Source organism: Streptomyces sp. NPDC056738 (assembly GCF_042790435.1).
GTDB lineage: Bacteria > Actinomycetota > Actinomycetes > Streptomycetales > Streptomycetaceae > Streptomyces.
Window position 1 is genome coordinate 209,571 of sequence record NZ_JBHTZF010000003.1, and the last position, 20,640, is coordinate 230,210.

18 protein-coding genes are annotated in these 20,640 nt (G+C 73.0%); 10 read left to right on the forward strand and 8 right to left on the reverse strand.

What is annotated here, in order from left to right; all coding sequences use genetic code 11:
• Window positions 1-33: 33 nt before the first annotated feature.
• From panB to ACFRIC_RS08310, 3 genes are all read left to right on the forward strand, one after another.
• On the forward strand, window positions 34-918 hold the full coding sequence (gene panB, locus ACFRIC_RS08300; RefSeq protein ID WP_382781329.1) for a 3-methyl-2-oxobutanoate hydroxymethyltransferase: 885 nt from the start codon (window positions 34-36) through the stop codon (window positions 916-918).
• 327 nt (window positions 919-1,245) lie between these two features.
• Window positions 1,246-2,280, forward strand: coding sequence for an ATP-binding cassette domain-containing protein (locus ACFRIC_RS08305; RefSeq protein WP_382781332.1), 1,035 nt, complete (start codon window positions 1,246-1,248; stop codon window positions 2,278-2,280).
• Window positions 2,277-3,101: an ABC transporter permease gene (locus ACFRIC_RS08310; protein WP_382781335.1), complete on the forward strand. Its 825-nt coding sequence runs from the start codon at window positions 2,277-2,279 to the stop codon at window positions 3,099-3,101. Before ACFRIC_RS08305 ends, ACFRIC_RS08310 begins: the two co-directional genes overlap by 4 nt.
• A gap of 62 nt (window positions 3,102-3,163) precedes the next feature.
• Here the strand turns inward: ACFRIC_RS08310 and ACFRIC_RS08315 are convergent, their stop codons facing one another.
• Complete coding sequence (locus tag ACFRIC_RS08315) at window positions 3,164-6,862, reverse strand: BTAD domain-containing putative transcriptional regulator (RefSeq protein ID WP_382781338.1); 3,699 nt, start codon at window positions 6,860-6,862, stop codon at window positions 3,164-3,166.
• Window positions 6,863-7,075: 213 nt separating this feature from the next.
• Here ACFRIC_RS08315 and ACFRIC_RS08320 point away from each other — a divergent pair, with 213 nt between their 5' ends.
• Window positions 7,076-7,873 carry a site-2 protease family protein gene (locus ACFRIC_RS08320; protein WP_382781341.1) on the forward strand — a complete coding sequence of 266 codons (798 nt, stop codon included), beginning with the start codon at window positions 7,076-7,078 and terminating at the stop codon, window positions 7,871-7,873.
• 34 nt (window positions 7,874-7,907) lie between these two features.
• Here ACFRIC_RS08320 and ACFRIC_RS08325 read toward each other — a convergent pair whose 3' ends face one another.
• The 3 genes from ACFRIC_RS08325 to ACFRIC_RS08335 form a co-directional block, all read right to left on the reverse strand.
• The gene (locus tag ACFRIC_RS08325) at window positions 7,908-8,069 is read right to left on the reverse strand and encodes a hypothetical protein (protein WP_167455616.1); all 162 of its coding nucleotides are present in this window, start codon (window positions 8,067-8,069) and stop codon (window positions 7,908-7,910) included.
• Between the two features lie 181 nt (window positions 8,070-8,250).
• Window positions 8,251-8,955: an NADPH-dependent F420 reductase gene (gene npdG, locus ACFRIC_RS08330; RefSeq protein ID WP_355762364.1), complete on the reverse strand. Its 705-nt coding sequence runs from the start codon at window positions 8,953-8,955 to the stop codon at window positions 8,251-8,253.
• Between the two features lie 68 nt (window positions 8,956-9,023).
• Window positions 9,024-10,241, reverse strand: a complete 1,218-nt coding sequence (locus tag ACFRIC_RS08335) for an exo-alpha-sialidase (RefSeq protein ID WP_382781346.1) — start codon at window positions 10,239-10,241, stop codon at window positions 9,024-9,026.
• A 115-nt stretch (window positions 10,242-10,356) separates the two neighbouring features.
• On the opposite strand from ACFRIC_RS08335, the gene ACFRIC_RS08340 reads away from it, so the two are divergent.
• Window positions 10,357-10,959: a hypothetical protein gene (locus ACFRIC_RS08340; RefSeq protein WP_382781349.1), complete on the forward strand. Its 603-nt coding sequence runs from the start codon at window positions 10,357-10,359 to the stop codon at window positions 10,957-10,959.
• 15 nt (window positions 10,960-10,974) lie between these two features.
• Here ACFRIC_RS08340 and ACFRIC_RS08345 read toward each other — a convergent pair whose 3' ends face one another.
• A complete protein-coding gene (locus tag ACFRIC_RS08345; RefSeq protein ID WP_382781352.1) occupies window positions 10,975-11,211 on the reverse strand; it encodes a hypothetical protein in 237 nt (78 codons plus the stop codon).
• A 58-nt stretch (window positions 11,212-11,269) separates the two neighbouring features.
• Between ACFRIC_RS08345 and map the strand changes: the two genes are divergently transcribed.
• Entirely contained in the window at window positions 11,270-12,127 is an 858-nt protein-coding gene (gene map, locus ACFRIC_RS08350) for a type I methionyl aminopeptidase (RefSeq protein WP_382781355.1), read from the forward strand.
• A 196-nt stretch (window positions 12,128-12,323) separates the two neighbouring features.
• On the forward strand, window positions 12,324-13,040 hold the full coding sequence (locus ACFRIC_RS08355; RefSeq protein WP_382781357.1) for a heme oxygenase (biliverdin-producing): 717 nt from the start codon (window positions 12,324-12,326) through the stop codon (window positions 13,038-13,040).
• Window positions 13,041-13,317: 277 nt separating this feature from the next.
• Here ACFRIC_RS08355 and ACFRIC_RS08360 read toward each other — a convergent pair whose 3' ends face one another.
• From ACFRIC_RS08360 to ACFRIC_RS08370, 3 genes are all read right to left on the reverse strand, one after another.
• On the reverse strand, window positions 13,318-13,962 hold the full coding sequence (locus ACFRIC_RS08360; RefSeq protein ID WP_382781360.1) for a PhzF family phenazine biosynthesis protein: 645 nt from the start codon (window positions 13,960-13,962) through the stop codon (window positions 13,318-13,320).
• A gap of 197 nt (window positions 13,963-14,159) precedes the next feature.
• Window positions 14,160-15,710, reverse strand: coding sequence for an HtaA domain-containing protein (locus ACFRIC_RS08365; RefSeq protein ID WP_382781361.1), 1,551 nt, complete (start codon window positions 15,708-15,710; stop codon window positions 14,160-14,162).
• Window positions 15,711-15,870: 160 nt separating this feature from the next.
• The gene (locus tag ACFRIC_RS08370; protein ID WP_382781364.1) at window positions 15,871-17,280 is read right to left on the reverse strand and encodes an HtaA domain-containing protein; all 1,410 of its coding nucleotides are present in this window, start codon (window positions 17,278-17,280) and stop codon (window positions 15,871-15,873) included.
• Between the two features lie 118 nt (window positions 17,281-17,398).
• On the opposite strand from ACFRIC_RS08370, the gene ACFRIC_RS08375 reads away from it, so the two are divergent.
• From ACFRIC_RS08375 to ACFRIC_RS08385, 3 genes are all read left to right on the forward strand, one after another.
• Entirely contained in the window at window positions 17,399-18,412 is a 1,014-nt protein-coding gene (locus ACFRIC_RS08375) for a hemin ABC transporter substrate-binding protein (protein ID WP_382781367.1), read from the forward strand.
• A 266-nt stretch (window positions 18,413-18,678) separates the two neighbouring features.
• A complete protein-coding gene (locus ACFRIC_RS08380) occupies window positions 18,679-19,710 on the forward strand; it encodes a FecCD family ABC transporter permease (protein ID WP_382782735.1) in 1,032 nt (343 codons plus the stop codon).
• Window positions 19,707-20,582 carry a heme ABC transporter ATP-binding protein gene (locus ACFRIC_RS08385; protein WP_382781369.1) on the forward strand — a complete coding sequence of 292 codons (876 nt, stop codon included), beginning with the start codon at window positions 19,707-19,709 and terminating at the stop codon, window positions 20,580-20,582. The genes ACFRIC_RS08380 and ACFRIC_RS08385 overlap by 4 nt, the downstream gene beginning before the upstream one ends.
• Window positions 20,583-20,640 lie beyond the last annotated feature (58 nt).

Here is a 20,640-nt window from a genome sequence, read left to right on the forward strand (position 1 = left end):
GGGTGCCTCGAGATGACATAAGGAGCCGTTGCGATGACGCAGCTTTCGGCTGCCCAGAAGCAGCCTGCGGAGGGTGTCCTCAAGGCCACCGGCAGCAAGGCGCTGTACGGGGGCAAGAGCACCCGCCGTATCACGGTGCGCGACATCACCGCCGCCAAGGAGCGCGGCGAGAAGTGGCCCATGCTCACCGCCTACGACGCGATGACCGCGTCCGTCTTCGACGAGGCCGGCATCCCGGTCATGCTCGTCGGCGACTCGGCCGGCAACTGCCACCTGGGCTACGAGACGACCGTCCCGGTGACCCTGGACGAGATGACCATGCTGTCCGCCGCGGTCGTCCGCGGCACCAGCCGGGCCCTGATCGTCGGCGACCTGCCCTTCGGTTCCTACCAGGAAGGCCCGGTGCAGGCGCTGCGCTCGGCGACCCGCCTGGTCAAGGAGGCCGGGGTGGGCGCGGTGAAGCTGGAGGGCGGCGAGCGCTCGCACCGCCAGATCGAGCTGCTGGTGGAGTCCGGCATCCCGGTGATGGCGCACATCGGCCTGACCCCGCAGTCCGTGAACGCCATGGGCTACCGCGTCCAGGGCCGGGGCGAGGAGGCCGCGCACCAGCTTCTGCGGGACGCCAAGGCGGTCCAGGACGCGGGCGCCTTCGCCGTCGTCCTCGAACTGGTCCCGGCGGAGCTCGCCGGCGAGGTCACGCGCACCCTGCACATCCCGACGGTCGGCATCGGCGCGGGCCCCGAGACCGACGCCCAGGTCCTGGTGTGGACCGACATGCTCGGTCTGACCGGCGGCAAGGTGCCGAAGTTCGTCAAGCAGTACGCCGACCTGCGCGCCGTCATGGGCGACGCGGCGAAGGCGTTCGCCGAGGACGTCGTCGGCGGGAACTTCCCGCTGGAGGAGCACTCCGTCCACTGACACCCCGGGTTCCGGGGCTCTGAGCCACTGCGGCACCGTAGACAACCCGCCGATCTTCCCCCGTCGGCGGGTTGTCGCCGTTCTCGCGTCCTGCCCGCGGGTTGTCGCCGTTCTCGCGTCCTGTCGGCGGGAGGCCCCCGCACCCCGCCTCCAGCCTCGTCCGCCCCGCCCGTCCTGCCGGTTCCGTCCGTCCGGTCCGTCCTGTAGGCGGGTTGTCGGCGTTGTTCGCGTTCTTGTCGGCCGACTGTCGACGACCTATCGGTAACGCTCGGATTCTGTAGGCGGCCTGTCGGTCGTTTGTCGGTGGCGGCTGGCACCTTGATGGACATGACGCGAATCGACAACACGCCCCGGCAAGCTGCGACCGGCCGCAGCGCCGTCACCGTACGGGGGCTGGTCAAGCACTACGGCGAGACCAAGGCGCTGGACGGGGTCGACCTGGAAGTGCGCGAGGGCACCGTCCTCGGCGTACTGGGACCCAACGGCGCCGGCAAGACCACCCTCGTCCGCTGCCTGTCCACCCTCATCACCCCCGACGCCGGCACGGCCACGGTCGCCGGCTTCGACGTGCTGAAGCAGCCCCGGCAGCTCCGCCGGGTGATCGGCCTCACCGGCCAGTACGCCTCCGTCGACGAGAAGCTCCCCGGCTGGGAGAACCTCTACATGATCGGGCGGCTGCTCGACCTGCCCCGCAAGGAGGCCCGCCGGCGCGCCGACGAGCTCCTGGAGCGCTTCTCCCTCACCGAGGCCGCCAAGCGCCCGGCGTCGACGTACTCCGGCGGTATGCGCCGCCGGCTCGACCTCGCCGCCTCCATGATCGGCAGCCCGGCCGTGCTGTATCTGGACGAGCCGACGACCGGCCTCGACCCGCGCACCCGCAACGAGGTGTGGCAGGAGGTCAAGCGCATGGTCGCCGACGGCGTCACCGTGCTGCTCACCACCCAGTACATGGAGGAGGCCGAGCAGCTCGCCTCCGAGCTGACGGTCATCGACCGCGGCAAGGTCATCGCCAGCGGCCGGATCGACGAGCTGAAGGCCCGCGTCGGCGGCCGGACGCTGCGGATCCGCCCGGTGGACCCGCTGCAACTGCGCCCGCTGGCCGCGATGTTCGACGAGATGGGGCTCACCGGCCTCGCCACGACGATCGTGGACGCCGAGACCGGCAGCGTCCTGGTCCCGATCCTGAGCGACGAGCAGCTCACCGCCGTCGTCGGCGCGGTCACCGCGCGCGGCATCACCATCGCCTCCATCTCCACCGAACTGCCCAGTCTGGACGAGGTGTTCCTCTCCCTCACCGGCCACAAGGCCAGTGCCCCGCAGGACGAGACCCCCGCCCGCGCCTACGAGGAGGTCTCCGCATGAGTACCGCCACCGTCGAAGCCCCCCTCACCATCGAGGCCGACCCCCGCATCTCGCTCCGCGCGCACGCCCGCCACACCGGCGCGCTGATCCGCCGCAATCTGCTGTGGATCCGCCAGGACCCGGAGTCGATGTTCGACGCGATCCTGTTCCCGGTCATCTTCACGCTGCTGTTCGTCTACGTCTTCGGCGGCTCCATCGGGCAGTCGCTCGGCGGCGGACAGGAGGCGTACGTCCAGTACGTCGTGCCCGGCCTGATGGCCATGATGGGCATGAACATGGCCCAGGGAGTGGGCACGGGCTTCAACACCGACTTCAACTCCGGTGTGATGGACCGGTTCCGGTCCCTGCCGATCGGGCGCGGCTCGGTGCTGTTCGCCAAGATCGCGGTCGAGGTGATGCGGATGCTGATCGCGACCGCGATCCTCATGATCGTCGGTGTCCTGGTCGGCTTCCACATCACCAACTGGCCCGGTCTGTTCGCCTCGGTGGGCCTGTCGGCCATCTTCGGTTCGGCCCTCATGTGGGTGTTCCTCACCCTCGGCGTGATCATGAAGAGCGCGCAGTCCGTGCAGGCGATGGGCTTCCTGGTGCTGATGCCGCTCCAGTTCGGCTCGTCGATCTTCGCGCCGACCAAGTCGATGCCGGGCTGGCTGCAGAACTTCACCGAGTACAACCCGCTGTCCTCCCTCGCGGACGCGGCACGCGGGCTGATGGTGGGCGGTCCGGTCGCGCACGGCCTGTGGGTGACGCTCGCCTGGTCGCTGGCCCTCACCCTGGTGATGGCGCCCGTCGCCATCCACAAGTTCCGCACCAAGAGCTGACGTCCGGGCACGGACCCGGCCCCGCCGACCGGGGCCGGGGAGCGCCGGTTCGCGTCCGCGCCTCAGACGAGGGCGGTGGCCTCCTCCAGGGAGAGGCCACCGCCCTCCGCGTGCGCCGCCTCGAACGCCGCGTCGCCGAGCAGGGCCCGCGCGCCCGACTCGGCCTGCTCACGCGTCTCCACCTCCATGGGACCGGGAACGTGGCCCGGCAGCAGCAGGGCGTCCGCGGCGCCGAGGAGACGGGCCGCGTCCGTCGCGCGACCGCCGCCGTCCAGACCGTTCAGGGCGATGGCGGCCGTGGTCAGATGGGCGGAGGGCATGTGCGGGGCGATCATCCGCGACAGCCGGTCCACGGCGTTCAGCGCCCGGCGCACCTTGTCCAGGGCGCTCTCGCACCGCCCGTCGATCGCGTCCAGCCAGGCCTCCACCCCGAGCATGAACCCGTCGAACAGGACGAAGGAGGCGGCCCCGAAGTCCTGGCGGAGCAGCCGTATCTGCTCGCGCGCCTCGTCGGTCCTGCCGGTGCGGCCGAGCCAGGTCGCGAGGAAGAGATGGGCCGCCGGCATGGCCTCGTTGTGGGCGCCGTGCCCGGTCGCGAGGACGCCGCGGATCATCCGCTCGCCGCGCTCGGCCTCCCCCAGCTCCATGTACATGCTGCCGAGCCGGACGCTGAGCACCGCCGTCTGGGCGCGTGCGCCGAGCCGCTCGGCGTACTCCGCTGCCTCCGCGTAGTCCGCCGCGGCGGCCCGGAAGTCGCCCTTGCGCTCATGGGCCTCCCCGCGCGCGGAGAGCGATTCGGCGGCGCCCCACGCGTCCCCGAGGCGTCCGAAGAGCTCCAGGGCCTCGTCGGCGTCCACGGTGGCGTCGCCGGCCATGTCGGCGCGGTTGGCGAGGATGTTGGCGCGCATCTGCAGGGAGGTGGCCAGCTCCCAGTCGTAGCCGAGTTCGCGGCAGGTGCTGACCGTCTTGTTGATCACCTCGGTGAACCGCTCCATCGTGCCGGTGAGCAGCACGGCGTAGAACCAGAGGTAGCCGGGGGTACGGCAGGTCTGCGGCATGCCCGGCTCGTACGTCATGCTGATCGCGCGGAGCTTCTCCTGGGCCTGCGGGGTCTGCCAGGCGCCCATGTCCATGTCCATGTAGGCGAGATGGACGAGGTGGACACCGCGCCGGGCCTCCTGGAGGACCTCCTCGCGCATGGGCGGCGGGAAGTCCGTGCAGCGCTCGTACAGCGGGGTGGCCGGCCGCACGGGCGGGGCGAAGGGGTCGGGTCCGAGGGTCATGACCTCCATGGACCAGGCCCGGGCGTCGACGCGCTGGTCGCGGATCTGCCAGTACCAGGCCAGCGAGTGGACCATGCACAGCGCCTCCTGCTCGTCGCGCTCGGCGACGGCGTGCCGCAGGGCGGTGCGCAGGTTCTCGTACTCGCGCTCGATGCGGTCGATCGCGGCGCGCTGGCCCGGGCCGCGCAGCAACGGGTCGGTGGTGCGGGCGAGTTCGCGGTAGTACGTGAGGTGGGCGCGCTCCGTGGCCTCGCGGGCGCCGGACTCGTCGAGGCGTTCGCGCGCGTACTCGGCGACCGTCTCCAGCAGCCGGTAGCGCATCTCGGTGTCCCCCTCGCCCGAAGGGGCCGCGACGACCAGGGACTTGTCGACGAGCGAGCCGAGGACGTCCAGCGCGGCCGGACCGCAGACGGACTCGGCGGCGGCCAGGTCGCAGCCGCCCGCGAACACCGACAGCCGTCCGAGGGTGTCCCGTTCGGCCTCGTCGAGCAGATCCCAGGACCAGTCGACGACGGCGCGCAGGGTCTGCTGGCGGGGCAGCACCGTACGGCTGCCCGAGGTCAGCAGCCGGAACCGGTCGTCGAGCCGGTCGGCGATCTGGCGCGGGGTGAGCATCCGCAGCCGGGCGGCGGCGAGTTCGATGGCCAGTGGGAGGCCGTCGAGACGCCGGCAGATCTCGGCCGCCGCCTCGGGGTCGTCCTCGACGCGGAAGCCGGGCCGGGCGGCTGCTCCCCGGTCGGCGAGCAGCCGCAGCGCGGAGGGCTCCGGCAGCGGGTCCACCGGGCGCAGCAACTCCCCCGGCACGCCGAGGGGTTCACGGCTGGTGGCCAGGACGGTCACGCCGGGGCAGCGTTCGAGCAGGGCCTCGGCGAGGTGTGCGGCGGCGTCGACGACGTGTTCGCAGTTGTCGAGGACGATCAGCATCCGGCGTTTGGCGCAGTGTTCGGCGAGCCGGGTGAGCGGGTCGTCGTGCCGGTCGGCCACGGCGCGCATCTCCTCGGCACCGGCGCCGCGCAGGACGGTCTCGCGGGCGCCGACGGCGGTCAGGACGGCCTCGGGGACGGCCTTCGGGTCGTCCACCGGCGCCAGCTCGGCCAACCACACGCCGTCCCGCGGCGCGGGTGCCAGGGCCTCGGCCGCCTCCTGCGACAGCCGGGTCTTGCCCGCCCCGCCGGGCCCGAGCAGGGTCACGAGCCGGGCCGTGGAGAGGTCGCCCCGGATGGCATCGATGTCTTTCTCCCGCCCCACGAAGGACGTGAGCCGGGCCCGGAGGTTGCCGGGCGGCGGCGGGACGACGGGGCGGACGTGCGGGTCCGACGCCGGGTCCGGGGCCCGCCCGGCCCGGTCCCCGGAGGGGCGGGGGACTTCCGGTACCGGGTGTCCGGCGGGACCGGTGCCCGGGGCGCCGGGGCGGGCGAACGCGCCGGAACCGCGGCCCACGGGCGGCGCGGGCGCGGTGGCGGGGTCGGCGGCCGGGGAGTGGGAGCCATGGGCTGACGCGGAGGCCGCGGCCGAGGTTCCGGAGGCCAGAACTCCGGCACCGGAACGCCCACCGTGCCCGCCTGCCCCACCGGTCTTGGCCCTACCGCCGGTCTCGACCCTCCCGCCGGACCCGGACCGTTCCCGAGACCCGGAACCCGCCCGAGGACCAAGACCGTCCCAGGCCTCAGGCCCGTTCACGGTCCCGGAACCCTCGAAGGACCCGAAGGCGCTCCGGGCCACGGAACCGTGGGCTCCGGGACGGTCCCCGGGGCCGTTCAGCAGCTCGCTGTGCAGGGAGCGCAGTTCGGGGCCCGGGTCCGAGCCCAGACGGTCGGCGAGGAGGGTGCGTACGGATTCGTAGGCGGCGAGGGCCTCGGCGGGCCGGCCCGCGTCGCGCAGCGCCCGCAGCCGCAGGACGTGCAGCGGCTCGTCGAGCGGGTGCAGATCGCAGAGGGCGGTGAGCTCGGGCAGGGCCTGCTCGGCGTCGCCGAGGGCCAGGGCCGCGGCGAGCCGGGCGCGCCGGACGTCGAGCCGGCGGGTCTCCCAGCGGGCCGACTCGGCCGTGCGGTCCGGAAGGTCGGCGAGGGCGGGGCCGTGCCACAGTGCCAGGGCGTCGTCCAGGGCGGCGGCGGCCTTGGCCGGATCGCCGTCGGCGAGGGCACGGGTTCCCTCGCCCGCCAGCCGCTCGAAACGGTGCAGGTCGACGTCCTCGGCCACCGCCGCCAGCCGGTAGCCGCCCTCGACCGACTCGACCGCGCCCGCGCCGAGCGCCCTGCGCAGCCGCCCGACGAGCGCCTGCAGCGCGCCGGGGGCGTCGGCGGGCGGGTCGCCGTCCCAGACCTCGTCGACCAGGACGGCCGCGGAGACGGTCCGTCCGGGCCGCAGGGCGAGCACGGTGAGCAGGGCGCGCAGCCGCGCCCCGCCGACCGGGACGGGCGTGCCGTCGGGGCGGAGTGCCTGGGTGGTGCCGAGGATGCGATAGCGCACGGGGTCCATTGTCTCTGGTCATGTCAGGTGCGGGGGGCGGGTACGGGGAGTTCGGGCGGGACTCCGCCCCGGGCCCCGGTCGAACCGCTCGGGACCGCTGCCCCCGTTCCCCCACCCTCCCCGGAACCGATAGCCGATGGCGAGACGTTTTCCGTGTGAGCCCGGTACGGTCGGGCAGGCCCGAGTACACCCGTCGTCAGCCCAGCCAGTCCAGGGAGCCCCATGACCACCGCCGCGACCCGCCGCAGCGACCGGAGGATCAGCCCCGTCTTCGTCGGGATCGCGGCCGTCATGGGGGTGACCGGCTGGGCGACGTGGACCGGGTTCGCCGAGCAGCCCGGTGTGGCCGTGTTCCTGTTCGTGACGGCGGCCTGGGTCGTCTCGCTGTGCCTGCACGAGTACGCGCACGCCCGCACCGCCCTGCACAGCGGTGACATCTCGATCGGCGCCAAGGGCTATCTGACCCTGAACCCGCTGAAGTACACCCACGCCCTGCTGAGCATCGTGCTGCCCGTGATCTTCGTGATCATGGGCGGGATCGGTCTGCCGGGCGGGGCGGTCTTCATCGAGCGGGGCCGCATCCACGGCCGCTGGAAGCACAGTCTGGTCTCCGCCGCGGGCCCGCTGACGAACGTGCTGTTCGCCGTCGTGTGCACGGCGCCGTTCTGGCTGCACGCCCTGGACGGCGTCCCGGACGCCTTCCGCTACGCGCTGGCGTTCCTGGCGCTGCTCCAGGTCACGGCGGCGATCCTGAACTTCCTGCCGGTCCCGGGCCTGGACGGCTACGGCGTGATCGAGCCCTGGCTGTCGTACGGCGTCCGCCGTCAGGTCGAGCCCTTCGCGCCGTTCGGACTGCTCGCGGTGTTCGCGCTGCTGTGGATCCCCTCGGTGAACCGGGAGTTCTTCCACCTGATCGACACGATCCTGGGCGGCCTCGGCATCGACGGCCGCGACAGCGACTGCGGACAGTGGCTCTACCGCTTCTGGGAGCCGAACAACGACATCTGCCTGAAGTCGTGACCGGGCGGGCCGGGACCGCCGTCCCCGCCGGTCGCTACGCCCTGCCGCGCCGCGCGTAGTACCAGGTCATGTTCGAGGACAGGCCCGCCAGCAGCACCCATACGATGCCCAGCCAGCTTCCCTGGACGAACGAGACGACGGCCGCGGCCACGGAGAGGACACAGACGGCGAGGGCGTAGAGAGCGAGGCGGGGCATGGGGTCGGCTCCTGTCGGGGGGACACTGCTTCGCATCAGTGTCCCCCACGCACCCCGCACGTCCGCCACCCACGCCCCGTACGTCGGTGGCCCGCGCCCGGTACGTCGGTCGACGGCGCCCCGTGCGTCCGGTCACCCGCACCCGCACGTCCGTGACCGCGGCCCGTGTGTCCCGCGCGGCCTATACGTCCGTGACCCGCAGGCCGGCGTGTGCCTTGTAGCGGCGGTTCACCGAGATCAGGTTGGCGACCAGGGCCTCCACCTGGTGCGCGTTGCGCAGCCGGCCGGAGAACACGCCCCGCATGCCGGGGATGCGGCCCGCGAGGGCCTGGACGATCTCGACGTCCGCCCGCTCCTCGCCGAGGACCATCACGTCGGTGTCGATCTCCTCGATCTCCGGGTCGGCGAGCAGCACGGCGGAGAGGTGGTGGAAGGCCGCGGTGACCCGGGAGCCCGGCAGCAGGGCGGCGGCCTGTTCGGCGGCACTGCCCTCCTCCGGCTTCAGCGCGTAGGCGCCCTGCTTGTCGAAGCCGAGCGGGTTGACGCAGTCGACGACGAGCTTTCCGGCCAGCTCCTCGCGCAGCGATTCGAGGGTCTTGCCGTGACCCTCCCACGGCACGGCGACGATCACGATGTCGCTGCGCCGCGCGGTCTCCGCGTTGTCGGCGCCCTCCACACCGTTGCCGAGTTCGTCGGCGGCGGCCTGCGCGCGGTCGGCGGCGCGCGAGCCGATGATCACCTTCTGGCCCGCCTTGGCGAGCCGGTAGGCGAGGCCCTTGCCCTGCGGACCGGTGCCGCCGAGCACGCCGACAACGAGCCCGGACACGTCGGGCAGGTCCCAGGGGTCCTTGGCGGGGGCCTTCTGTGCACTGTCAGTAGAGGTCATGGGCCGACTTTACGTGCGCGGGCCGCGCCGGGGCGCCCGGGGCGGCCGAGCTCCGCGGGTGAGGACGGTCACCCGAGCGCGGTCACCGGGACACGCCGGAAGGTGATCGTCTCGTACGCGCCGAAGTCGCCCGTCTCGTAGAGGAGTCCGACCGTGTCGGTGTCGACGCGGACCAGGTCGGAGTACGCGGCGGGCAGTCCGTCCACGGTGTGCGCGGACCGCCAGGTGGTGCCTCCGTCGGCCGAGACGCGGACCGTCATCAGGGCGCGGAACTCGGGGTCGGCGGGCCCGGAGTACAGGAGCAGGTCCGGGTCGCGGAGCTGGAGCAGGCTGCCCTGGACGACCGGGGTGACGAGCCCGGCCTGCGGGCGGAAGGGCTTGACCAGGGTTCTGCCGCCGTCCAGGGAGTGGGCGTCGGCGCGGTTGCCGGGCGACGGGGAGTCGTTGCGGGTGTTGAAGTAGACGCGGCCGTCGGGGAGTTCGGCGGCGGTGGTCTCGTTGGCGTTGATGTATCCGTTGGTGTTCTCGTCGATGTAGCCGAGGTACCAGGTGGCCCCGCGGTCGTCGCTGAGCAGACAGTGCCCGCTGTTGTACTTCGCCTCGGTGCCGTTGTCGGTGCCGGTGGGCGGCAGGGTGTGGTTGCCGGGGACGACCACCCGGCCGGAGCCGAGCTGGAGGGCGTGCCCGGGTGTGGTGGCGTACCAGCGCCAGCCCGCCTTCTTCACCTGTGCGGTGATCTCCTTGGGGGCGGACCAGGTGCGTCCCTCGTCGTCGCTGTGCTGCACCCAGACGCGACGGCCGTCGGCGGCCTTCACCTTGCCGCGCAGCAGGGCGTCCTCGGTGGCGGAGGCGGCGCTGCGGACGTGGACGAGCAGGACGCGGCCGGTGTCGAGGGTGACGGGCGCGGGGTTGCCGGCGAGGTCGGTGCCGTTGTTCGCGACGACCTGGAGCGGGCCCCAGGTCCGGCCGCCGTCCATGGACCGCTTGAGCACGATGTCGATGTGTCCGTGGTCCTTGGCGGAGCCGACCCGGCCCTCGCAGAACGCCAGCAGGGTGCCGCTGCGGGTGGCGACGACGGCGGGGATCCGGAAGCTGGCGTAGCCCTCGCGCCCGCCGCGGAAGGGAACGCTCACCGCCGTGTCGGCGACCGCCCCCGTGCCGGTGACCGCGCCGGCACCCGTGCCCGCGCCCGCCGCCGTGCTCGTGTCCGTACCCGCCTCCGTGCCTGTCCCGGTGCCGGTCGGTCCGTCCGTCCCGGTGCCCGTCGCTGCGCTCGGCTGTGTCATGGCCGGCTCCCTGCTGCGGTCGCTTGTGGGGTCGTCGGTGCGGACTTCTGCCCAACTTGGGCGAATTCGTGGTGAACTCCGGGTCACGAGTGGCCCGTTGCGGCAGGATGCGGCCATGGATGCCGTACGGGTCGCATTGCTGCGCGAGGTGCTTGCCGGGACCGAATGGCTGGGTGCGACACGACGGTTCGGGGGAACCCTGCGGGGGTCCGTGGTGTCGCACGGCGGCGGCCTGCTGCTGGTCGGTTCCGAGGCGTACGAGCCCTGGCACCTCGCGGCGCACCTGGTGGACGAGGCGGCCTGGTCGGGCACGCCGGAGCTGTCGCCGACCCTGGTGCGGCACGGGGCGCGGGAGTCGGACCCGGCTCACCTGGCGGTGGGCCTCGGGCGGATCGAGGCGGCCCGCCGCGGGGAGACGCTGCTCGTGGTGACGCCGCAGGCGCCCGGGGACGCGCTGCTGGAGCGGGTGCACGACGCCCGGCGGGCCGGGGCGACGGTGCTCGCCCTGTCCCAGGGCGAGGGCGAGCTGTCGGCGCTGGCCCACGAGTCGCTCGCGGTGCCGCCGGACCCCGAGCTCGACCTCGACACCGTGCAGCATCTGGTCAGCGCGGCGGCCGGGGAGAACGCGCTGCCCTCGCCCCGGGGCCGCCACCGCCTCCGCGACCGCCTGTCCCGCCTCGCGGACCAGCTCACGGCCCCGCCGACCTACCGGTGGTAGCGGGGCGCGGCCGCCTCAGTCGTCCTCGGTGCCCGGGGCCTGGTCCGACTTGTCGTGCCACTTCGGGTCTGTCTCCCATTCGAGGTTCCGCTCCCGCGCGAGGTCCATCGCGCGTTCGGCCTCTCCACGGGTGGCGTACGGGCCGAAACGGTCCTTGCCCGGGCAGTCGGGGCCCTCCTCGACCTTCTTGTGTTCGAGGCAGTAGAACCACTCGCCGGGCTTGCCGACCGTCCGCTTCTTGAACAGGGCCATCACCAGCTCCTTTCGCCAGAGACATGTTCCCCCATGCCCGCTGGTTAGACTCGCTGCCATGTCTGGCCAGTCGCTGCTCGTACCAGGGGAGCTTTCTCCCACCCGCCCCGTGCCGGGAAACATCAGGCGTCCCGAGTACGTGGGGAAGCCCGCCCCCACGCCGTACACCGGACCGGAGGTGCAGACCCCCGAGACCATCGAGGCGATGCGGGTCGCCGGGCGGATCGCCGCGCAGGCGATGGCCGAGGCCGCGAAGCTCATCGCGCCGGGCGTGACGACGGACGAGCTGGACCGGGTGGCGCACGCCTACATGTGCGACCACGGCGCCTACCCGTCGACCCTCGGCTACCGCGGCTTCCCGAAGTCGCTGTGCACGTCGGTCAACGAGGTCATCTGCCACGGCATCCCCGACTCCACGGTGCTGCGCGACGGCGACATCGTGAACCTCGACGTGACGGCGTATATCGGCGGCGTGCACGGCGACAACAACGCGACCTACCTGGTCGGCGACGTCGACGACGAGTCGCGCCTCCTCGTGGAGCGGACCCGGGAGTCGCTCGACCGCGCGATCAAGGCGGTCAGGCCGGGGCGCCAGATCAACATCATCGGGCGGGTCATCGAGTCGTACGCGAAGCGCTTCGGGTACGGGGTCGTGCGTGACTTCACCGGGCACGGGATCAATTCCTCGTTCCACTCCGGGCTGATCGTCCCGCACTACGACAACCCGCACGCGACCACCGTCATGCAGCCCGGGATGACCTTCACCATCGAGCCCATGCTCACCCTCGGTACGCACGACTACGACATGTGGGACGACGGGTGGACCGTCGTGACGAAGGACCGCAAGCGCACGGCCCAGTTCGAGCACACCCTCGTCGTCACCGCGAGCGGCGCGGAGATCCTCACCCTGCCGTGACCGCCGGGAGTTGCCGCGACCACCGAACCCGCCCTGTCCACAGGGCGGGTTTTCGCATGTGGGCCCGGCCGCCGATCGGGGTACGGTTTTACCGACAGGGCGTCGGGAAAGCTCTTGACTTAGGTAAGCCTAACCATAGAAGATTCGACTGATCCCGCAACGGCTCGCGCCCCACCTCATCGGCTCCGGAGGCCCCATGAACGCGTCGGACACGTCGCACACCGCGTCGGACACGACGAGCACGCCGGACACCACGGACCCGGCGGGCACACCCTTCTCGACCCTCATCCGCACCGCGTCGCACGAACAGCACACCGAGGCGGAGACCTCGACGTTCATGAGCGACCTGCTCGGCGGCCGGCTCGGCGTCGAGGCGTACACGCGGTACACCGAGCAGCTCTGGTTCGTGTACGAGGCGCTGGAGGCGGAGGCCGAGCGGCTGGCCGGCGATCCCGTGGCCGGGCCCTTCCTGCGGCCCGAGCTGCTGCGCCGCACCGCCCTGGAGCGCGACCTCGCCCACCTGCGGGGGCCGGACTGGCGCGAGACGCTCACCGCGCTGCCCGCCACCCGCGCGTACGCGGACCGGGTCACCGAGTGCGCCCGTGAGTGGCCGGGCGGCTATGTGGCCCACCACTACACGCGTTACCTGGGCGATCTCTCCGGCGGCCAGATCATCCGCGGCAAGGCGGAGCGGACCTGGGGCTTCAGCCGCAAGGGCGACGGGGTCCGCTTCTACGTCTTCGAGGACATCTCCAACCCGGCCGCGTTCAAGCGGAGCTACCGCGAGCTGCTGGACGGGGTCCGGGCCGACGATCTGGAGAAGCAGCGGATCGTGGCGGAGTGCAAGCGGGCGTTCGCCCTGAACACCGGGGTGTTCAGGGCCCTCGGTGAGGAGTTTCCGCTCACCGCGTGAAGGGTCGCCCCGGGCGCGGGGTAGTTACCGCGCCCGCCCTCGACCGCCGGAGTGCTCCGGGGGCTATGCCCCCGAATTCCCCCGGGGAGGGACTGGCCCCGTCCGTGCGCCTGCGGCCGGTGGGGGCTGGTCGCACAGTTCCCCGCGCCCCTGAGGGGCGCGGGTGTGGGCCCGGGATGCGACGCCGACCCGGCCCTGAGGGGCGCGGGCCCGGCGTTGCCGGCGGATCCCTGCCCCGAGGGGCGCGGGCCCGGGTCCGGTATCGGTTGGTGCCGCTTCAGCGTTCCAGGCGGACTCGGCCGCCCATCTCCACCCAGTCGCCCGGCTGTGGTGCGGTGAGGATCTGGGAACCGACGCCCTGGGTGATGTTGAGGGCCCGGCCGAGCTGCCGGGTCAGCAGCAGTGCCGCCGCCCCGGTGGCCTCGTCCTCCTCGATGCCGTCGTTGCGGCCGGGGAAGGCACGGGCCCGTACCCGGCCGGCGGCCTCGTCCTCCCAGGCCCAGGCGTAGATCCACTCCCCCGACGGCGGCACGGCCAGCGCCTCGACCTCGGCCGCGGTCCCGTGCCGCCGCAGCGTCCTCGGCGGTGCCCACTCGGCCCGTGCCTCGATCCAACTGAACTCGCCGTCCAGCCGTACGCCCACCACGCCTGCGGGCGTGACCAGTTCGGGCACGTCGAGCAGCCAGCCCACCCCGACGCACGGGTGTCCGGCGAACGGCAGCCGCAGCGAAGGGGTGTAGATGTCGATGACCCCGCGCTCGGGGTCGTCGACGAACACGGTCTCGCTGAAGCCGAGTTTCGCTGCGAACTCCTGCCGTTCGGCGCGGTCCGGCATCACCGAGCCCTCGCGCACGACACCGAGCTCATTGCCATACCCGCCGCCTGGTCCGCAGAAGACCCGCAGCACGTCGTAGTCAGTCACTCCGGCATTCAAACATTCATCCGCCTCGTCGGTGGCCCGCACAACCGGACCGCCCACCTCCGAAAGCTCCCTGATCATCGGGAACGCTGTCGGAGGCGGGCGGTCCGGGTGGGATCGGACCGGTCGGAGACGTCCTGTCCGGGTCGGGCACGTCCTGTCCGGTCCGATGGGGTCAGATCCCGTCCGGTCCGATGGGGTCAGATCCCGTCCGGTCCGGTGGGTCGGACGGTCCGCCGCCTGCGCATCGCGACCACCACACCGGCGCCCGCGGCGACGGTCACCGCGGCCGCGGCTCCGAGCGCCCCGGCCGGGAGCTCCGACCCGGTGGAGGCCAGCGCACCGCCGGCCCCGCCCGTGGTGGACCCGGTCGTGCCCGTGCCGCCCGTGGTGCCCGACGACGTACCCGAGCCGTCCGAGCCCGCCCCGGAACCGGATCCGGAGTCCGAGCCGCCGTCTGCGTCCGGGAGCTGGGCGTCGTCGCTCAGCGCCACCGAGAGGCCGACCGGGTCGAGTTCGGTGCCCTCGGTGTAGAAGCCGCCGAAGGCCTCGGCGCCGGCCTTGGTGAGCTTGGCGGTCACCCCGTCCAGAGTGATCACCTCGTCCGTCGCCTTCAGGTCGGCGGTGTTCGTGCTCAGCTCGGCGAGGACGACGTCGTCGGAGGCCTTGCCGAGGCTGTCGACGTCGGCGGTCAGCTCGCCGGAGCCGCCGTCGAGCTCCACGCCGAGGTCGCTGAGGGTGAGGTCGAGACCGTAACTGCCGTTCGCCTCATGACCCTTGAAGTTGACCGCGCCCTTGAAGGACGCCGAGAGGGTGTCGGCGTCGGTGTCGTAGGTGCCGGTGGCGTCCGGGAAGGTGAAGGCGCCGTTGCCGGCGGCCTGCGTGGCCCCGCCGGACGCGGTGATCCTGCCCTGGGCGGCACCGTCGACGACGTACGTACGGAAGGACTGCTTCACACCCCAGCCGAGGGTGCCGTCCGCTATCTCGCCCCGCGCGGCGGCGCCGGTCTCCGAGGCCGAGGCGCTCGGGCTCGCACTGCCCGAAGCCGGGCCGGAGGGCGACGCGGACGACGAGGGGGAGCCCGAGGGGGAGGTGGAGGCGGACGTGGACGACGTTGGTTCCGGGGACGCGGAGCCCGTCGCGGTCGACGACGGGGTCGCGCTCGGCGTCCCGGTCGGCGACGGCGTCTGGGTCGGGGCCGGCTTCTGCGTCACGGTGAGGGGGTCGCCCGCGGCGCCCTCGTAGCTCGCGCTGCCGAGGACGGTGGCCGCCTCCTTCGTCAGCCTGGTCTCCATGTCCGTCATCGTGCGGGTCACGGTGACGTCCGCGAGCGGGACGTCGTTCCGCGTCGTGCCGCCGCTCGTCACATCGGCGGTGATCTCGGCCGCCGCGCTGTCGAATCTCACGTCCGACAGGGTGAGTTCGAAGCCGTGCAGCGTGGAGGCGATCTTCAGACCGCCCGCGAAGCCGAGCCGTACGGCGTGGGTGTCGGAGTCGTACGTCCCGCTGCCGTCGGGGAAGGTGAACGGGCCGTTGCCGGCCGCCTGCGTCGCCCCGCCGGCCGGGGTGAAGGAACCGGCCGCCATCCCGGTCACGTACGAGCGGTAGGACTGCTTGATGCCCCAGGTCAACTCGTAGTCCTTGAGCGGCGCTTCGGCGGCCGAGGCGCTGGTCACGGCGAGGGCACCGGCCCCCAGGGCGACCGCGACGGCGGCGGCGAGTGCGAGAGGGCGGCGGCGAAGGGCGGACATGGTCGTGGGTCTCCTCGGGGTTCGGGTCAGGTCGGGTTCAGGGTGGGGAGTTCGGGTCAGGTCGGGTTCAGGGGTCCGCGGGGTCCGGGGGCGACCCCGGTTTGCGGGTGAGGGGTTGGAGGGGGCAGGAGGTGGGGGCGGCGGGTGAAGGGCGCCGGGGTCAGCCGGTGCGGGTACGGCGCCTGCGGACGAGCCCGAAGGCGGCCGCGGCCGCGAGCAGCGTCCCGGCGGCGAGGCCGATCGGCAGGGCCGATCCGCCGACCGGGCCGCCGTCGGCGGCGTTCTCGGTACGGGACGCGGCGGCGGCCTTCGCGTCAGGTGCGGTCGACGTGCTCGGCACCGGCGAGGGGGACGCGGACTCGCCGAGGTCGGGCAGGGCGGGGAGCGTCGCGTCGTCCGTGAGGGCGATGGAGAGGGTCACGGGGTCCATCGGCGTGCCCGCGCGGTACATCCCGCCGAACGCCTTGGCTCCGCTCGCGGTCAACTCGCTCGGCGCTTCGGTGACTTGAAGCAGCCCGTCCTTGGGTGCCAGATCCTTGGCGGCGAAGGTCACGAGCGGGACCTTCTTCCCGGTGAGGTCCGCGCTCGTCACGTCGGCGTAGAGCGTGCCCCTGCCGTCGGCGACGGTGACCCGCAGTCCGCCGAGCCGGAGGTCGAGTCCGTGGCGGCCGGTGAAGTGCAGGGTTCCGTCGAACCCGGCCTTCAGGGCGCGCTTCCTCCTGTCGTACGTGCCCTCGCCGTCCGGGAAGCGGAAGAGCGCGCCACCGTCCCGGGCTCCGGCGGTCAGCGTCCACCTGCCGTCGGCGACGGGCCCGGTGACGTACTCGCGGAAGGTGCGGCGCACTCCCCAGTCGACGGCTCCGTCCTCGATCGCGCCCGCCGCCTTCCCGGCCTTCTTGGCCGGGGACGTGGAGGGCGCGGCGGTGGGTGTGGCCGACGGCCGGGCCGGGGCCGGCACGTCCGCCACCAGGCTCACCGGGTCGAGCGCGGTGCCCGCCGTGTAGTAGCCGGCGAAGGACCGGGCGCCCTGTGAAGTGAGCGTGGCCGGGAGGTTGTCGAGCCGAACCGCCGTGCCGCCGCCCTTCATGTCGATGCCGCCGAGGGAGAGGGCGGCGAAGGGCACCGCCGTGGACGTCGTGACCGTCCCGGCGCCCTTCGCCTTGCTGGTGATGTCGACGTAGAGGGTGCCGCGACCGCCGGAGACGCGGACGGTGGGGCGGCTGATCGTGAGGTCGAGTTCGTAGCCGCCGTCGCTCTTGCGGTGTCCCACGAAGCGGACTCCGCCGGAGTAGGCGGCGGTGAAGGCGCCCGTGCCGCCGTCGTAGGAGCCGGTGGCGGAGTGGAAGCGGAACCGGCTCGCGCCGACCGTGGCCGCACCGCCGGTGAGGGAGTAACTCCCCTTCGCGATGGGCCCGGTGACATAGCTCTGGAAGGACGACTTGATGCCCCAGTCGAGCCGGCCGCCCCGCACCGTGCGGCTCGTCGCGTGCGCGGCGGTGGCGGTGAGCAGCGCTCCCAGCACGGCCACGCAGACCACGGCGGCCCCCAGGGCCCTCGAACGCGCGGTCATGGGTGTCCTCCGGATTCCGGGGTCGGAAGAACCCCTGGTGACTTAGGTAAGGCTAACCTAAACTATCGACCGGACGTGCTGGAAGAGGACCGAGAGGAACAACGGGACAGTGCAACGCTTGCGCACACGAACGGCGGGGGCGCTGCTGTCGGCGCTCGCCCTCACCCTCGCCCTCACCGGATGCGGGGGCTCCGGCGGCCCCGCTCCGACGGCGGCGACCGGGACGGCCGGGACGAACGGGTCGGACGCCACCGACCGCGTCGAACCCCTGGCGTCCCCCGGAACGCCCCGACTCCCAGTGACGGTGCGGTCGTTCGGCGGAAAGAGGACGACCGTCGAGAAGGCGGACCGGATCGTCCCGCTGTCCGGCAGCCTCAGCGAGATCGTCTTCACGCTCGGGCTCGGCGACCGGGTCGTGGCCCGCGACATCACGGCGACCTTCGAGCAGGCGAGGAGACTGCCCCTCGTCACCCGCAACCACGACGTCTCCGCCGAGGGCGTGCTCTCGCTCCACCCCGACCTCGTCCTCGCCGAGTCGACGACCGGACCGGACGAGGCCGTGCAGCAAATCCGCGACGCCGGTGTCCCCGTCCTCGTCGTCGCCCCGGCGCACGGCCTCGCCGACGTGGGCACGCGCATCCGGGCGGTGGCCGACGCGCTCGGTGTACCGGCGGCGGGACAGCGGCTGGCCGAGCGGTCGCGGGACCGGATCGCCGCCGTGCGCAAGGCGGTTCCGGCCCGCGCGGACCACCCGCGCGTCGCCTTCCTCTACCTCCGCGGCTCCGCCTCCGTCTATCTCATCGGCGGCCGCGGCTCGGGCGCGACCTCGCTGCTGGAGGCGGCGGGGGCGGTCGACGCGGGGGCCGAGTCGGGACTGGACAAGGACTTCACCGCCATCACCACCGAGGCGCTCGTGCGGGCCGCGCCCGACGCGATCCTCGTGATGTCCAAGGGACTGGCGTCCGTCGGCGGGACCGACGGGCTCGTCAGGATCCCCGGGGTGGCACAGACCCCGGCCGGGGCGAACCGGCGGGTGGTCTCCATCGAGGACGGGGTGCTCCTCAACTACGGGCCGCGCACGGACCAGGTACTCGAGTCGCTGGTACGGCAGTTGTACGGGGAGACCCGATGACCGCGCTCGACCGCCCGGCACCGGAAGCACCCACCGATCCGGCTCGCGGACCGGGACCCGATCCGGCTCGCGGACCGGGACCTGAACCGGCTCGCGGACCGGAGACAGATCCCGGCACCGAACCGGCCTGCGGACCCGGCACCGATTCCGGCACCGAACCGGCTCGCGGACCCGGCACCGAACCGGTCGCCGTCGCCGCTTCGGCCGCCGAACCGGATACGGATTCCGTCGCCGGCAAGGCGCCCGTCGCTCCCGGCCGCGGACGGATGCGCCGCGGCACCCCCTGGCTCCTGACCGCCGGACTGCTCGCCGCCCTGCTCGTCCTGGTCCCCGTGGCCGCGGGACTCGGCGCGTATCCGATCCCGACCGGCGACGTGCTCGCCTCCGTCGCGCATCGCGCCGGTCTCGGGGGCACCGCGCTGGACCGGGTCCCGGAGTCGGTCCTGTGGGACGTGCGCTTCCCGCGGATCGTGCTCGCGCTGCTCATCGGCGGCTCGCTGGGCTGCGCGGGCGCCCTCATGCAGGGCGTGTTCGGCAACCCGCTGGCCGAACCGGGCGTCATCGGCGTCTCGTCGGGCGCGGCCGTCGGCGCCGTCGCCGCCATCGCGCTCGGCCTCGACTTCCTCGGCACCTTCACCGTCCCGGCCGTCGCGTTCGTCACGGGTCTGGCCGCGGTCCTGCTGGTCTACGCGATGTCCCGCTCCAGCGGACGCACCGAGGTCGTCACACTGATCCTCACAGGGATCGCCCTGAACGCCTTCACCGGCGCCCTGATCGGGCTGTTCCTGTTCTTCGCGGACTCCGCCGCCGTCAGCCAGATCACCTTCTGGCAGCTCGGATCGCTGGCCCAGGCGACCTGGCCGAAGGTCCTCGCGGTCCTGCCCTGCGCCGCCATCGGCCTGACGCTGGCACCGCTGTACGCCCGCCGGCTCGACCTGCTGGCCCTAGGCGAACGCCCGGCCCGGCACCTGGGCGTCGACGTCGAACGGCTGCGGCTCGTCCTCGTGCTGGTCATCGCGCTGCTCACGGCGGCGGCCGTCAGCGTGTCCGGGATCATCGGCTTCGTCGGTCTCGTCGTACCGCATCTGCTGCGCATGGCGGCCGGACCCGGTCACCGCTTCCTGATCCCGGGCAGCGCCCTCGGCGGCGCCGCCGTACTGCTCGCGGCCGACCTCGCCGCCCGGACCCTCGCGCAGCCGGCCGAACTCCCCCTCGGTGTCCTCACCGCGCTGCTGGGCAGCCCGTTCTTCCTCTGGCTGCTGCGCAGGACCCGTCGCAAGCAAGGAGGCTGGGCATGAGACCCACTCGACGCAACGGCACCAGGCGCCCGCTGCTCCCGCGTTCGGTGCGGCCCGTGCCGCCGTCCGCGCCCGATCCCGGTGACGTCCTCGCCGAGGCCGAGGGCCTGCGGGTCCGGCTCGGCGGCCGGGAGGTGCTGCGCGGTGTCGACGTCACCGCCCGCGCGGGCGAGGTGCTCGCGCTGGTCGGGCCCAACGGGGCCGGAAAGTCGACCCTGCTGGGCGCGCTGGCGGCCGATCTGCCCGCCGCGGAAGGGGTCGTACGGGTCCACGGGCGCCCCGTGCGGGACTGGTCCGCCGCCGAACTCGCCCTGCGGCGGGCGGTGCTTCCCCAGTCGGCGACGCTCTCCTTCCCGTTCACCGTGGAGGAGGTCGTCCGGATGGGACGGGCGCCCTGGGCCCACGTCCGGCGGGACGACGACGCCGCGGTCGGCGCGGCGATGGCGGCCACCGAGGTCACCGCGTTCGCGGCCCGCCCGTTCGGCGCGCTCAGCGGCGGGGAGCGGGCGCGGGTGGCGCTCGCCCGGGTGCTCGCGCAGCGCGCTCCGCTGCTGCTGCTCGACGAGCCGACCGCCGCACTCGACCTGCGGCACCAGGAGTTGGTGCTGCGGGTGTGCCGGGACAGGGCGCGCGCCGGTGACGCGGTGGTCGTGGTGCTGCACGATCTGGGGCTGGCGGCGGCCTACGCGCACCGGGTCGCGATTCTGTGCGCCGGTCGTGTCGCGGCCCACGGCCGGCCGGTGGAGGTCTTCACCGACGGGCTGTTGACGGACGTGTACCGGCAGCCGGTCGAGGTGTTGCCGCACCCCAGGACCGGCGCCGCGCTCATCACCCCGAAACGCGACGAACCGCTCTCCTTGACCATCCCTTGACTTTTCCATGGGGTGTGTTTTGAGTCGCCGTGATCAAGCCGTTCCTGTACGGCTTCTG

Excerpts from the sequence above, each read along its gene's own strand:
- panB (WP_382781329.1), top strand. The coding sequence starts at position 34 with ATGACGCAGCTTTCGGCTGCCCAGAAGCAGCCTGCGGAGGGTGTCCTC.
- ACFRIC_RS08305 (WP_382781332.1), top strand. The coding sequence starts at position 1,246 with ATGACGCGAATCGACAACACGCCCCGGCAAGCTGCGACCGGCCGCAGC.
- ACFRIC_RS08310 (WP_382781335.1), top strand. The coding sequence starts at position 2,277 with ATGAGTACCGCCACCGTCGAAGCCCCCCTCACCATCGAGGCCGACCCC.
- ACFRIC_RS08315 (WP_382781338.1), bottom strand. The coding sequence starts at position 6,862 with ATGGACCCCGTGCGCTATCGCATCCTCGGCACCACCCAGGCACTCCGC.
- ACFRIC_RS08320 (WP_382781341.1), top strand. The coding sequence starts at position 7,076 with ATGACCACCGCCGCGACCCGCCGCAGCGACCGGAGGATCAGCCCCGTC.
- ACFRIC_RS08325 (WP_167455616.1), bottom strand. The coding sequence starts at position 8,069 with ATGCCCCGCCTCGCTCTCTACGCCCTCGCCGTCTGTGTCCTCTCCGTG.
- npdG (WP_355762364.1), bottom strand. The coding sequence starts at position 8,955 with ATGACCTCTACTGACAGTGCACAGAAGGCCCCCGCCAAGGACCCCTGG.
- ACFRIC_RS08335 (WP_382781346.1), bottom strand. The coding sequence starts at position 10,241 with ATGACACAGCCGAGCGCAGCGACGGGCACCGGGACGGACGGACCGACC.
- ACFRIC_RS08340 (WP_382781349.1), top strand. The coding sequence starts at position 10,357 with ATGGATGCCGTACGGGTCGCATTGCTGCGCGAGGTGCTTGCCGGGACC.
- ACFRIC_RS08345 (WP_382781352.1), bottom strand. The coding sequence starts at position 11,211 with ATGGCCCTGTTCAAGAAGCGGACGGTCGGCAAGCCCGGCGAGTGGTTC.
- map (WP_382781355.1), top strand. The coding sequence starts at position 11,270 with ATGTCTGGCCAGTCGCTGCTCGTACCAGGGGAGCTTTCTCCCACCCGC.
- ACFRIC_RS08355 (WP_382781357.1), top strand. The coding sequence starts at position 12,324 with ATGAACGCGTCGGACACGTCGCACACCGCGTCGGACACGACGAGCACG.
- ACFRIC_RS08365 (WP_382781361.1), bottom strand. The coding sequence starts at position 15,710 with ATGTCCGCCCTTCGCCGCCGCCCTCTCGCACTCGCCGCCGCCGTCGCG.
- ACFRIC_RS08370 (WP_382781364.1), bottom strand. The coding sequence starts at position 17,280 with ATGACCGCGCGTTCGAGGGCCCTGGGGGCCGCCGTGGTCTGCGTGGCC.
- ACFRIC_RS08380 (WP_382782735.1), top strand. The coding sequence starts at position 18,679 with ATGCGCCGCGGCACCCCCTGGCTCCTGACCGCCGGACTGCTCGCCGCC.
- ACFRIC_RS08385 (WP_382781369.1), top strand. The coding sequence starts at position 19,707 with ATGAGACCCACTCGACGCAACGGCACCAGGCGCCCGCTGCTCCCGCGT.